We start from the raw sequence: 12049 nt of genomic DNA on the forward strand, positions 1-12049 counted from the left end.
ATGGCGATCGAACTCAAGATGCCGGCGCTCTCGCCGACCATGGAAGAGGGCACGCTCGCCAAGTGGCTCGTCAAGGAAGGCGATGTCGTGAAGTCCGGCGATATCCTCGCCGAGATCGAGACCGACAAGGCGACGATGGAATTCGAAGCCGTCGACGAAGGCACGATCGCCAAGATCCTGGTCGCCGAGGGCACGGATAACGTGAAGGTCGGCACCGTGATCGCGATGATCGCGGGCGAGGGCGAGGATGCATCCTTCGCCGCTGCTGCACCGGCCGCGCCGGAACCCGCGAGCCAGCAGGCCGAGCCGACGCCGGCGCCTGAGAAGGCTCCGGAAACCGGCACCGCCCAGCTGACCGCCGCGGTCGAGAAGACGCGTCCGGCCGATCCGGCCGTGCCCGCCGGCACCGAGATGGTGAAGACCACGGTCCGCGAAGCGCTGCGCGACGCGATGGCCGAGGAAATGCGGACCGATCCGCGCATCTTCGTGATGGGCGAGGAAGTCGCCGAATATCAGGGCGCCTACAAGGTGACCCAGGGCCTGCTCGACGAATTCGGCCCCAAGCGCGTCATCGACACGCCGATCACCGAATACGGCTTTGCCGGCGTCGGCACCGGTGCGGCGATGGGCGGCCTGAAGCCGATCATCGAGTTCATGACGTTCAACTTCGCCATGCAGGCGATCGACCACATCATCAACTCGGCGGCCAAGACCAACTACATGTCCGGCGGCCAGATGCGCTGCCCAATCGTGTTCCGTGGTCCGAACGGCGCGGCCAGCCGCGTCGGCGCGCAGCACAGCCAGAACTATGGCCCGTGGTACGCCAGCGTCCCCGGCCTGATCGTGATCGCGCCCTATGATTCGGCCGACGCCAAGGGCCTGCTCAAGGCGGCGATCCGTTCGGAGGACCCGGTCGTGTTCCTCGAGAACGAGCTGATGTACGGTCGCAGCTTCGACGTGCCCAAGCTCGACGACTATGTCCTGCCGATCGGCAAGGCCCGCATCATGCGCGAGGGCAAGGACGTGACCCTGGTCAGCTACTCGATCGGCGTGGGCGTCTCGCTCGAAGCCGCCGAGAAGCTGGCGGCCGAGGGCATCGATGCCGAGGTGATCGACCTGCGCACGCTGCGTCCGCTGGACAAGCAGACTGTGCTGGAGAGTCTGAAGAAGACCAACCGCATCGTGGTGGTCGAGGAAGGCTGGCCGGTCTGCTCGATCGCGTCGGAAGTCGCCGCTTTCGTGATGGAAGAGGGCTTCGACGACCTCGACGCACCGGTGCTGCGCGTTACCAACGAGGACGTGCCGCTTCCTTATGCCGCGAACCTTGAAAAGCTTGCGCTTGTGACTGCCGACAAGGTGGTCGCGATGGTGAAAAAGGTAACCTATCGCTGATCTTCGCCGCTGAAGCGGAACAGGAAAGGCCCGCCGGACCCAGTGTCCGGCGGGTCTTCTCTTTTGTGCGGACTCTTTCGCGGACCGCCGACTGGTCATACAGGAACGACGTGACCGATCCTATAATCCAAGATCCCGAGCGGGGACTGATCCTCGCCTATGCGCCCATTGAAGCGCGGCCGGCATTGGCGGCGCTGCTGGCGCTGGACGACGCGCTAGCGCAACTACTGCGGACGACGTCACAGCCCGCTGTCGGGCAGCTCCGACTCGCGTGGTGGCGGGAAGCGCTGGCCAAGCTCGATACCGCGCCGCCCCCTGCCGAACCAGTGCTGACCGCGCTCGCGGCGGACGTGCTCCCTCGGGGAGGGACCGGGGCATCGCTGGTGCCGATTGTGCATGGGTGGGAAGTGCTGGTGGAAGAAGAGGCGCTGGACACGCTGGCGCTGACGCGCTTCGCCGTGGGGCGAGGCACGCTGTTCGTCGCTGCCGGCGCCGCATTTGGGGCAGGGGCTGCGGACCCGCTCGCCCAGGCGGGGCAGGGCTGGGCGCTGGCAGACCTTGCCCGCCATCTGGGCGACGGCGCGGAGGCGGAGGCGGCGCGGCGCGAGGCACGACCGCTGCTGGATGCGGCACTCGGTACGCGCTGGGGCCGCAAGGCACGCGCGCTGGGGGCGCTGGCTCATCGTGCGCGGCTAGACCTAGCCGTGCCGCTGGACCAGCCGGTGCCCATTGGCGCGCCTGGGCGCGTGGCGCGGCTGCTCTGGCACCGGCTGAGCGGACGATAACGCTTGGCGCCGCGCGTCGTGGCGCTTAGTCTTGTCTATGTCTCGGGGGAGGCTGCAGATGTGGCGATACGGTGTGGGCGCGGTGGCGGCGTTGCTGCTGGCGCTCGGTGGCTTTCTGATCTTTCAAGGCGCGCCGCAGGGCGGCTCCAAGCTTGCTTCCGCGCCGTTTCCGCTCGGCAATGCAAGCGCGGCGGAGTCCGACTTGCCCGATGCCGCGCCGGAAGCTGACGCCAAGACCCGCGAACAGAAGCGTTTTGATCGCTATGACAAGGATCGGGACGATGCGATCAATCGCGACGAGTATTTTGCTGCGCGTCGCAAGGCTTTTGCAAAGTTAGACGCTAATGGCGACGGACGGCTGAGCTTCGAAGAATGGGCGGTCAAGGCAATCGACCGTTTCACCGGGGCTGATGCAGACAGGTCCGGGGTGCTCTCCCGCGCGGAATTTTCTACCACCGCACCGAAGCGCCGGCCAGTTGCACGCTGCGCTTGTGAGAAGGCCACCCCTTCCGCCGATGCGGCCGCCAAGGCCAGCGAAGACGAGGACAAATAGCACCTTGCGTCAGGCCGCCAGCCAGTCCTTCAGCGCCGCCCGCGCACGATCTGTGTACATGCGCTTGCGATCAGCCTTCTTGGTCCGCCCCTCGATCGGCGGGAATAGCCCGAAATTGACGTTCATCGGCTGATAGGTATCTACCTCCGCCTCGCCCGTGATGTGCGCGAGCAGGGCGCCCAGCGCCGTTTCGCGCGGAGGAGGGGCCAGCATTTGGCCGGCGATCTCCGCCGCGGCAAAGCGCCCGGCAAGCATCCCGATCGCGGAACTTTCCACATAGCCTTCGCAGCCGGTGATCTGCCCGGCGAAACGGATGTGGGGCGCGCTCTTCAGCCGCAGCGTGCTGTCGAGCAACTCGGGCGAGCGCAGGAAGGTATTGCGGTGCAGCCCGCCGAGCCGCGCGAACTCGGCTTTCTCCAGCCCCGGGATGGTGCGGAACAGCCGCACCTGCTCGGCATATTTCAGCTTTGTTTGGAAGCCGACCATGTTCCACAGCGTGCCGCTGGCATTGTCCTGCCGGAGCTGAACCACCGCATAGGGCCAGCGGCCGGTGCGCGGATCGTCGAGGCCGACGCCCTTCATCGGCCCGTATCGCAACGTGTCCACCCCGCGCTCCGCCATCACCTCGATCGGCATGCAGCCTTCGAAATAGGGGACGTTCTCCCACTCGCGAAACTCGGTCTTCTCGCCCGCCATCAGCCCGGCGTGGAATTCGAGATACTGTTCCTTGGACATCGGGCAGTTGATGTAATCCTTGCCCGATCCCTTGTTCCACCGGCTCTGGAACCAGGCGGTCTCCATGTCGATCGATTCGCGGTGGACGATCGGCGCGATGGCATCGAAGAAGGCGAGGCTGTCCTTGCCGGTCGCGCGGCCGATGCTCTCGGCCAGCAACGGAGCGGTGAGCGGCCCGGTGGCGACGATCGTGCGGCCCTCGGCGGGCAGCGTGTCGACGCGCTCGCGGACGATGGTGACGTTGGGGTGCTGCTCCAGCGCGGCGGTCACGCCATCGGCAAAGCCGTCGCGGTCCACCGCCAACGCCGAGCCGGCAGGCACCTTGTGAATGTCGCCCTGTGTCAGGATCAGCGAGCCGAGCGCGCGCATCTCCTGGTGGAGCAGCCCGACCGCGTTGCTGTCGGCATCGTCCGAGCGGAAGCTGTTCGAGCAGACCAGCTCGGCCAGTCGATCGCTCTGGTGCGCCGGCGTCATCTCGCCCGAGCCCCGCATTTCCGACAGGCGGACCTTGTGACCGGCCTGGGCCAGCTGCCAAGCGGCTTCCGATCCGGCGAGACCGCCGCCGATGATATGAATGTCGTGGCCGGGCATGGACGTGCTTCTACTCTTCTATGGGAAGCCGCGGCCATAGCTGGGCTGAATGATCGTGCAACCCCCGAGACGCCGCGTGTTCACCCTTGTTGCCATTCAGCTTTGAAGCGAATGGTGCAGCCGAATCTTTCAATCGCGAAAAGCAGGGTGTGTTCTCGCATGTTGCGCTAGAGAAGAGGCGATGAAGATTTTCACCATCGGCTATGAGGCCACCACCATGGCCGAGTTCCTCGCCGCGTTGCAGGCGGCCGGGGTGCAGCGGGTGATCGACGTACGCGCGTTGCCGCTGTCGCGCCGCCCCGGTTTCTCCAAGTCGAGCCTGGCGGCCAGCCTCGCCGAGGCGGGGATCGACTATGTGCATCTCAAGCAGCTCGGCACGCCCAAGCGCGGGCGCGATGCGGCGAAGAAGGGGGATGTGGAGACACTGCGCTACGTCTATGACCTCCAGCTCGGCTTACCCGAAGCGCAGGCCCAGGCCGCGCAGATGCGGACGCTCGCCGCCGACAAGCCGAGCGCGCTACTCTGCTACGAGCGCGATCCATGTCATTGCCACCGCACATTGCTTCTGGAGGCAGAGGGAAACGGGGCGGAGGTGATCGACCTTTACGCCTGAGACCGAAAAAGGCCGGGGCAGCCGACGCATCGGCTGCCCCGTAGTTCGGGGAGAGTCGACGCGAAGGGGGAACTGGTCGCGCCGACGGCCTGGCTTTGCATCGCGGATGTTGCAGAAGAGTGTCCGTCTGATGCAATTCAACCGGAAAGAGGCCCGCCGGACGTTACATCCCGAGAAGAATTCTCGAAAATTGTCGCCCCGTGCAGGACGGTGTTTACGCAACGGCAACCCACTTGAGTGCAGAGCATCGCATCACGCACTTCATTGGAGCGCAAGATGGGCATTGCAGCGCGACTCTATCAGGACGGCCGTTGGACCGACCGCCACCCGGTGGAAATCGAAGCGACCCTGCGCGACTCCGCATGGTCGCCGCTGGACGTGGTGATCGAGGATGTGTCGCCGGGGGGCTTTCGAGTCGTGGCGGGTGCCGACCTAGCGATCGGCGACAAGATCGCATTGGGCGTGGCCGGCCTCGGCACTCGCGAGGCGCGAGTTGTGTGGGGCGACCAAGGCATCTATGGCTGCGAATTCCTGATCCCGCTGAGCAGCGAAGATCTGCGCACGGCGGTTTCCGCGCCGGCCGCCAGCCCGATTGCCTTCCCCAAGACGCCGCTGCCCACGCCCCGTTCGACTATGTCGGAGGAGAGTGCGGAGAGCGCACTGAAGGACGACCGGCTGCCGATTCGCACGCGCGTGGCTGCCATCATCGTCAGCGCATTTCTGGCATGGGTATTCGTGTTCGCTATCGGCTGGGGTGTCGTCGCGCTCGTGCGGGCGCTGCTCGGATAAGCAGCGCCCACTGGTTGATTTTATGCTGCAGCTTTGCGGCGTTCGGCCATTTCTTCGTTAAGCATTTCGGCAAGCAGGAAGGCTAGTTCCAGGCTTTGACCGGCGTTCAAGCGCGGGTCGCAATGCGTGTGGTAGCGATCGGCCAGACCCTGCTCGGTAATCGCGATCGCGCCGCCGGTGCACTCGGTGACGTTCTGCCCGGTCATCTCGGCATGGATGCCGCCGGCGAAGGTGCCTTCGGCGCGGTGGACGGCGAAGAAGCCGCGCACCTCGGCGAGGATCCGGTCGAACGGCCGCGTCTTGTAGCCGTTCGCCGCCTTGACGACGTTGCCGTGCATCGGATCGCAGCTCCACACCACCGGATGGCCCTCGCGCTTCACCGCGCGGACCAGCTTAGGCAGGCCCGCCTCGATCTTGTCATGCCCATAGCGGGTGATCAGCGTCATCCGCCCCGGCACCCGGCCGGGGTTGAGCGTGTCGAGCAGCCGCAGAAGTGCGTCAGGCTCGAGGCTCGGCCCGCACTTCATGCCGATCGGGTTGCCAATGCCGCGCAGGAACTCGACATGCGCCGAGCCCTCGAAGCGGGTGCGGTCGCCGATCCACAGGAAGTGCGCCGAGGTATCGTACCAGTCGCCGGTCAGGCTGTCCTGCCGGGTCAGCGCCTGTTCATAGGGTAAGAGCAGCGCCTCGTGGCTGGTGTAGAAATCGGTGCCCTTGAGCTGCGGCACGGTATCCGGGTTGATCCCGCACGCTTCCATGAAGTCGAGCGCTTCACCGATCCGGTCCGCGACATCGGCGAACTTGGCCGACCAGGGGCTCTTGCCCATGAAGTCGAGCGTCCACTTGTGGACCTGATGCAAATTGGCATAGCCGCCATTCGCAAAGGCGCGGAGCAGGTTGAGCGTCGCGGCCGACTGGCTGTAGCCCTGCACCATCCGCTGCGGATCGGGGATCCGCGCTTCCGGCGTGAAGGCGATGTCGTTGACATTGTCGCCGCGGTAGCTGGGCAGCTCGACGCCGTCGATCACCTCGGTATCGGCCGAGCGCGGCTTGGCGAACTGGCCGGCCATGCGGCCGAGCTTCACCGTAGGCAGCTTCGAGGCGAAGGTGAGCACCACCGCCATCTGCAGGATCACGCGGAAGGTGTCGCGGATATTGTTGGGGTGGAACTCGGCGAAGCTCTCGGCGCAGTCACCGCCTTGTAGCAGAAACGCCTCACCGCGCGCGACCTTGGCGAGTGCGCCCGTAAGCTCGCGCGCCTCGCCGGCGAAGACCAGCGGCGGGTAGCTGCTCAGCTGCCGGGTGGCGGCGTCGAGCGCGCCCTTGTCCGGATATTGCGGCATCTGGCGCGCTTCGGCGCGCGTCCAGCTATCGGGGGTCCAGCTTGCCATTGCACTCTCCACGTCGCGGACGGCGACGTGCCAGTCCGCATGCTCGGCGATTCCCATCGCCGCTATCTGATTCATCACCTTGGTGTTGGCGCGTTTGCCGTCGGTCTCCCAGCCTTGCACGGTCGAGCCTGGCGTATCGAACCAGGCACCGAAGGCGGCGCGGGTGAGGGTGCGTTCCTCGCGAAACTGGCGGATCTTGGAACCGGCTAACGTCGTCATACCGGCCGCTTACCCGGCTGGGGTAAACATGTGCAAGCTTTTTCTTACCCCGACGGGGTAAAGGCGAGCGGATCGATTGCACGCGGGCGCGGCCGGGTGTAGCCGCGCGGCGATGCACGCATTCGAAGCACAGGCGCGCGACCTTGCCGATCTCGCTGCGCGCGGACGCGGCCGCCGGCTGATCGCCCGCGAGGGCGCGGACTTCGCGTCCAACGATTATCTCGGCCTATCCGACTCGCCGGCCCTGCGCGAAGCGGTGGCGGCGGCGCTGGCGCGCGGCGTACCGATCGGCTCGGGCGGCTCGCGGCTTCTGCGCGGCAACCATCCCGAGCACGAAGCGCTGGAGGCCGAAGCAGCAGCGTTCTTCGGCCGCGAGTCGGCTCTGTATTTCTCCAGCGGCTATGCGGCCAACGCAGCGCTGCTCGCGACCTTGCCCCAGCGCGGCGACCTCGTGCTGTTCGACGAACTCGTCCACGCGAGCGCCCATGAGGGCATGCGTCTTGGGCGCGCGGAAACCCGACAGGCTCCGCATAACGACGTTGCCGCGTTCGCGGAGGCGATCGCCGGCTGGCGTCGCGAGGGCGGGGCGGGACGCGTGTGGATCGCGGTCGAGAGCCTCTACAGCATGGACGGCGATGTCGCGCCGCTCGCCGCGCTGTCGGCGCTGGCCGAGGCAGAAGGTGCCATTCTGCTCGTCGACGAGGCGCACGCGACCGGGGTCTACGGCCCGCAGGGGCAGGGGCTGGCTTATGGCCTGCCGACCGCCAACCTGATCACGCTGCACACCTGCGGCAAGGCGCTGGGCTGCGAAGGCGCGCTGGTCACCGGCCCGACGATCGTCCGCGACTTCCTCGTCAACCGCGGCCGGCCGTTCATCTTCTCCACCGCGCCGTCGCCGTTGATGGCCGCCGCCGTGCGCGCGGCGCTGCGCATCGTGGCAAAGGGGGACAACCTCCGGTCCGCGCTGGCCGAGCGGGTCGCCGCCGCCCGCGCCGCGCTTGCGCCGCTCGGCGTACCGGCGGGTGATACCCAGATCCTGCCGCTGATCCTCGGCGATGATGTGCGGACCATGGCGATCGCTGGCGCGCTGCAGGACAGCGGCTTCGACGTCCGCGGCATCCGCCCCCCGACCGTTTCCGCAGGCACCTCGCGCCTGCGCATCTCGATCACCAACAATGTGTCGCATGGCCAGATCGCCGCGCTCGCGGAGCGGCTGGCGACGCTTCTCCCCGCAACCGAGCCCGTCGCAGCATGACCCAGACCTTCATCGTCACCGGTACGGATACCGGCATCGGCAAGACCGTGTTCGCCGCAGCTCTCGCCGGTGCGCTGCGCGCGCGCTACTGGAAACCCGTTCAGGCCGGGCTCGACGACGGCAGCGACAGCGAACGTACCGCAGCGCTCTCGGGCCTGCCGATCGGGCACATCCTCCCGGAAGCCTATCGTCTGGTCACGCCCTGCTCGCCGCACTTCGCGGCCGAAATCGACGGTGTCACCATCGACCTCGATCGCCTCGCGCTGCCCGCGGTCGACGGGCCGCTGGTGGTGGAAGGCGCAGGCGGTGCGCTGGTGCCGGTGACGCGCGAGATCCTCTACGCCGACGTCTTTGCGCGCTGGGCCAAGCCGGTGGTGCTGGTCGCGCGCACCGCGCTCGGCACGATCAACCACAGCCTGCTCTCGATCGAGGCGCTGAGGTCGCGCGGCGTGCCGATCCACGGCATCGCGTTCGTCGGCGATCCGGTCGAGGACAGCGAGGCGACCATCGCCGCGATTGGCAAGGTCAAGCGTCTCGGCCGCCTGCCGATGCTGTCCGAGCTCACCCCCGCGGCGCTCGCCCAAGCCTTCGCCGGCGCCTTCGACCTTGCGGATTTCGCCTGATGTCGTCGGTTTGGCACCCCTTCACCCAGCATGGCTTGGGCGAGCCGATCCCGATGGTCAGCCATGCCCGGGATGCCGTGATCCACACCGCTGACGGCCGCAGCTTCATCGATGCGATCTCGTCCTGGTGGGTGACGACCCACGGCCATTGCAATCCGCGCATCATGGCGGCGATCGCCGAGCAGGCCGGCAAGCTCGACCAGATCATCTTCGCCGGCTGGACGCACGAGCCCGCCGAGACGCTCGCCGCCGGGCTGCGCGAGATCCTGCCGGACGCGCTCGAACATGTCTTCTTCAGCGACAGCGGCTCGACCGCGGTGGAAGTCGCGCTCAAGATGGCGCTCGGCTATTGGCATAATCGCGGGGAGGATCGCAGCCGTATCCTCGTGCTCGAGCACAGCTATCACGGCGATACGATCGGCGGCATGTCGGTCGGCGCCCGTGGCGTGTTCAACCGCCCGTATCAGCCGCTGCTGTTCGATGTCGGTACCATCCCGTTCCCAAGCGCTGGCGCCGAACAGGCGACGCTCGACGCGCTGGAAGCGGAGTGCCGCGCGGGTGCGGCGGCGTTCATCGTTGAGCCGCTGGTGCTGGGGGCAGGGGGGATGCTCTTTTACACCCCGGCGCTGCTCGCCGAAGTGCGCGCGATCTGCGCACGCCACGACGTTCTCTTCATCGCCGACGAGGTGATGACCGGATGGGGGCGCACCGGCACGCTCACCGCCTGCGAGCAGGCAGCCGTGGTGCCGGATATTCTTTGCCTTTCGAAGGGAATTACCGGCGGCGCGATCCCGCTGGCGGTGACACTCGCGACTGCGCCGATCTTCGAGGCGCACTGGGCCGAGGATCGCGCGCGGATGTTCTTCCATTCCTCCAGCTATACCGCGAATCCGATCGCGTGCGCGGCCGCTGTCGCCAATCTGGCGATCTGGCGCGACGAGCCGGTGCTTGAGCGGGTGATGCAGTTGGGCGAATGGCAGCAGTCCGCGCTGGAGCGGCTTGGCGATATGCCCGGCCTAATCGGCCACCGGCGGATGGGCACGATTGCCGCAGTGGAGATCGAGCAGCCGGAAAACGGCTACCTTTCCGCCATCGCGCCCCGCCTGATGGCGTTCGCCCGCGATCGCGGCGTGTTGCTGCGCCCGCTCGGCAACACCGTCTATGTGATGCCGCCCTACAGCATCACACGCGCGCAGCTGGACCAGGTGTGGGGCCTGGTCCCCGCATTTCTCGCCGCCGCCGGCTAAGCTTCGAGCGGCAGAGCGAGGTCCGCAAAGCTCTCAGCAAGCGCATGCGCAGTGGGGAGCAGGCCTCGAGCGTCGCGCACTCCGATCACGTCTGCCAGCAACAGCGCCGCGGCGGCCGGGTTGGTGCGGACCTTCGCCAGCGCGGCGATCAGGCAGGCCTCGGACGTCGTCATGCGCGGGCAGCACCAGGGGCCGATCTGCACCGGTCCGGCAGCCATGGCCGACATTTCCTGCATCAGAGTCCGCAGCAGCAGCAAGGGACGGCGAAACGCTTTGCCGAAGGCGACCACAAATGCGTGGGCAGTGCTGGCATCGTTCAGGCCGTTGGCGCCCGTCTGCCGGATGCCGAACAGCAGCAGCCGCACGCCGGGATCGTCGGGCTGGAGCGTCGGAAGGGCAGTTACGAGGGTCTGGACGTTCGGCGACATGCGATTCTCCCGCTGAGCACGGGAGGGATCATGCCGTTCTGTTATTAATAGTCAATCGCAATAAGCTGCGAATGCGATCAGTCGGGCAATTCTGCGTTCGCCTGCAGCACAGTGCCGGCGAGATACAGTGAGCCAAGAATCAGGATCGTGCCTGGGTGCGCGGAGTCGAGGTGGCTGGCCAGCGCGTGCAACGCTGATGGCACATCCGTCGCCGTCTGCGCCCTTTGCACGCCCATTTTGCCCAGCAACGCGACGAGATCTTCCGGGGCATGATGGGCGTGGCCCGGGATCGGCACCGCGGTAACGCTGGCGAGGTGGGCAACGAGCGGCGCGATCAGCCCTTCGGGATCTTTGTTTGCAAGCATGCCCAGGATGAGGTGAGAGCGCGCACCTGCGGCAACATTGGCCACGGTTTCGGCGATGGCTTCTCCGGCGGCGGCATTGTGGCCGCCGTCGAGCCACACCGCCGTTCCGGCTGGAAGCAGCGCCGTCAGCGGGCCGTGGCCGAGCCGCTGCATCCTTGCCGGCCAGCGCGCACCCGTCGCTGCGGCGGCGAAGGCGGTATCGGATACGACGAGGGTGTCCTGATGCCGCAGCATCGCAATCGCGAGCGCGAGGTTGCCGGGCTGGTGCGGTCCGGACAGTGTCGGCAGCGGGGTTTCCAGCGTGCCTTTCGCGTCGCGATAGGTGAGGCGATCGCCTTTCACGGCGTAGTCCCATGCCCCGCCCTGGGCGAGCACCGGCACCCCGGCTGCCGCCACCACCACGGCAATTTTCGGATCGTAGCGCATCGTCACCAGCGGCACGCCGGGCTTGGCGATGCCGGCCTTTTCGCGGGCGATCTGCGGCAGCGTGTCGCCGAGGAACGCCTGATGATCGATACCGAGCTGGGCTATCCCGGTGGCGATTGGCGCGGGGATGACGTTGGTGGCGTCCAGCCGCCCGCCCAGGCCGACTTCGATCACGCAGGCATCGGCGGGGGTACGGGCGAAGGCGAGGAAGGCGGCGGCCGTGGTGACTTCGAAGAAGCTCGCGCCGATGTCTCCACCGGCGTCCAGCACGTCGGCGAGCAGTGGCGCGAGCGTGGCGTCGTCGATCAGCGTGCCAGCGAGGCGGATCCGCTCGTTGAAGCGGACGAGGTGCGGGCTAGAATAGACATGGACGCGCAGGCCCGCGGCTTCGAGCGCTGCACGGAGGAAGGCGCAGGTGGAGCCCTTGCCGTTGGTGCCAGCGACGTGAAGCACCGGCGGCAAGCGGAGGTGCGGGTTGCCGACGCGCTCTAGGAGGCGGGTGATCCGATCCAAACCGAGGATGTCGGCGCCGGGGGAGAGCAGGGTCAGCCGGTCGATCTGGGCTTGCACTGCGGGATCGGTGGAGCGAGCGAAATCAGGCACCGTTCCCCTCCCGTAAGCGGGAGGGGAGCGCAAA

General features: G+C 67.0%; 12 protein-coding genes. 8 read left to right on the plus strand and 4 right to left on the minus strand.

Going from position 1 to position 12049, the window contains the following annotated elements:
• The 3 genes from ACNFJ7_RS03680 (at position 1) to ACNFJ7_RS03690 (ending at position 2730) form a co-directional block, all read left to right on the plus strand.
• Positions 1 to 1392, plus strand: a complete 1392-nt coding sequence (locus ACNFJ7_RS03680; RefSeq protein WP_019367918.1) for a pyruvate dehydrogenase complex E1 component subunit beta — start codon at positions 1 to 3, stop codon at positions 1390 to 1392.
• Between the two features lie 110 nt (positions 1393 to 1502).
• A complete protein-coding gene (locus ACNFJ7_RS03685; RefSeq protein WP_019367917.1) occupies positions 1503 to 2177 on the plus strand; it encodes a squalene/phytoene synthase family protein in 675 nt (224 codons plus the stop codon).
• 58 nt (positions 2178 to 2235) lie between these two features.
• A complete protein-coding gene (locus ACNFJ7_RS03690) occupies positions 2236 to 2730 on the plus strand; it encodes an EF-hand domain-containing protein (RefSeq protein ID WP_019367916.1) in 495 nt (164 codons plus the stop codon).
• A 9-nt stretch (positions 2731 to 2739) separates the two neighbouring features.
• On the opposite strand, the gene trmFO is transcribed toward ACNFJ7_RS03690, so the two are convergent.
• Positions 2740 to 4056, minus strand: coding sequence for a methylenetetrahydrofolate--tRNA-(uracil(54)-C(5))-methyltransferase (FADH(2)-oxidizing) TrmFO (gene trmFO, locus ACNFJ7_RS03695; RefSeq protein ID WP_019367915.1), 1317 nt, complete (start codon positions 4054 to 4056; stop codon positions 2740 to 2742).
• Positions 4057 to 4237: 181 nt separating this feature from the next.
• Here trmFO and ACNFJ7_RS03700 point away from each other — a divergent pair, with 181 nt between their 5' ends.
• Both ACNFJ7_RS03700 and ACNFJ7_RS03705 read left to right on the plus strand, forming a co-directional pair.
• Positions 4238 to 4669, plus strand: a complete 432-nt coding sequence (locus ACNFJ7_RS03700; RefSeq protein ID WP_019367914.1) for a DUF488 family protein — start codon at positions 4238 to 4240, stop codon at positions 4667 to 4669.
• 276 nt (positions 4670 to 4945) lie between these two features.
• Complete coding sequence (locus ACNFJ7_RS03705) at positions 4946 to 5458, plus strand: PilZ domain-containing protein (protein ID WP_037512809.1); 513 nt, start codon at positions 4946 to 4948, stop codon at positions 5456 to 5458.
• Positions 5459 to 5478: 20 nt separating this feature from the next.
• Here the strand turns inward: ACNFJ7_RS03705 and ACNFJ7_RS03710 are convergent, their stop codons facing one another.
• A complete protein-coding gene (locus ACNFJ7_RS03710) occupies positions 5479 to 6849 on the minus strand; it encodes a class II 3-deoxy-7-phosphoheptulonate synthase (protein WP_173644877.1) in 1371 nt (456 codons plus the stop codon).
• Positions 6850 to 7180: 331 nt separating this feature from the next.
• Here ACNFJ7_RS03710 and ACNFJ7_RS03715 point away from each other — a divergent pair, with 331 nt between their 5' ends.
• The 3 genes from ACNFJ7_RS03715 to ACNFJ7_RS03725 are packed head-to-tail and all read left to right on the plus strand — an operon-like array spanning position 7181 to position 10193.
• The gene (locus ACNFJ7_RS03715; protein WP_019367911.1) at positions 7181 to 8323 is read left to right on the plus strand and encodes an 8-amino-7-oxononanoate synthase; all 1143 of its coding nucleotides are present in this window, start codon (positions 7181 to 7183) and stop codon (positions 8321 to 8323) included.
• A complete protein-coding gene (bioD, locus tag ACNFJ7_RS03720; RefSeq protein WP_019367910.1) occupies positions 8320 to 8946 on the plus strand; it encodes a dethiobiotin synthase in 627 nt (208 codons plus the stop codon). The genes ACNFJ7_RS03715 and bioD overlap by 4 nt, the downstream gene beginning before the upstream one ends.
• Positions 8946 to 10193, plus strand: a complete 1248-nt coding sequence (locus ACNFJ7_RS03725) for an adenosylmethionine--8-amino-7-oxononanoate transaminase (RefSeq protein WP_019367909.1) — start codon at positions 8946 to 8948, stop codon at positions 10191 to 10193. Before bioD ends, ACNFJ7_RS03725 begins: the two co-directional genes overlap by 1 nt.
• Here ACNFJ7_RS03725 and ACNFJ7_RS03730 read toward each other — a convergent pair.
• Entirely contained in the window at positions 10190 to 10621 is a 432-nt protein-coding gene (locus ACNFJ7_RS03730; RefSeq protein WP_019367908.1) for a hypothetical protein, read from the minus strand. The two genes, ACNFJ7_RS03725 and ACNFJ7_RS03730, sit on opposite strands and share 4 nt — an antisense overlap.
• A 77-nt stretch (positions 10622 to 10698) precedes the next feature.
• Entirely contained in the window at positions 10699 to 12015 is a 1317-nt protein-coding gene (locus ACNFJ7_RS03735; protein WP_019367907.1) for a bifunctional folylpolyglutamate synthase/dihydrofolate synthase, read from the minus strand.
• Positions 12016 to 12049 lie beyond the last annotated feature (34 nt).

Source organism: Sphingomonas sp. HT-1, assembly GCF_048568905.1.
In the GTDB taxonomy this organism is placed as follows: Bacteria; Pseudomonadota; Alphaproteobacteria; order Sphingomonadales; family Sphingomonadaceae; genus Sphingomonas.

What these genes read in the sequence shown, in the direction of transcription:
- ACNFJ7_RS03680 (WP_019367918.1), top strand. Translation starts at nt 1, where the DNA reads ATGGCGATCGAACTCAAGATGCCGGCGCTCTCGCCGACCATGGAAGAG.
- ACNFJ7_RS03690 (WP_019367916.1), top strand. Translation starts at nt 2,236, where the DNA reads ATGTGGCGATACGGTGTGGGCGCGGTGGCGGCGTTGCTGCTGGCGCTC.
- trmFO (WP_019367915.1), bottom strand. Translation starts at nt 4,056, where the DNA reads ATGCCCGGCCACGACATTCATATCATCGGCGGCGGTCTCGCCGGATCG.
- ACNFJ7_RS03700 (WP_019367914.1), top strand. Translation starts at nt 4,238, where the DNA reads ATGAAGATTTTCACCATCGGCTATGAGGCCACCACCATGGCCGAGTTC.
- ACNFJ7_RS03705 (WP_037512809.1), top strand. Translation starts at nt 4,946, where the DNA reads ATGGGCATTGCAGCGCGACTCTATCAGGACGGCCGTTGGACCGACCGC.
- ACNFJ7_RS03710 (WP_173644877.1), bottom strand. Translation starts at nt 6,849, where the DNA reads ATGGCAAGCTGGACCCCCGATAGCTGGACGCGCGCCGAAGCGCGCCAG.
- ACNFJ7_RS03715 (WP_019367911.1), top strand. Translation starts at nt 7,181, where the DNA reads ATGCACGCATTCGAAGCACAGGCGCGCGACCTTGCCGATCTCGCTGCG.
- bioD (WP_019367910.1), top strand. Translation starts at nt 8,320, where the DNA reads ATGACCCAGACCTTCATCGTCACCGGTACGGATACCGGCATCGGCAAG.
- ACNFJ7_RS03725 (WP_019367909.1), top strand. Translation starts at nt 8,946, where the DNA reads ATGTCGTCGGTTTGGCACCCCTTCACCCAGCATGGCTTGGGCGAGCCG.
- ACNFJ7_RS03730 (WP_019367908.1), bottom strand. Translation starts at nt 10,621, where the DNA reads ATGTCGCCGAACGTCCAGACCCTCGTAACTGCCCTTCCGACGCTCCAG.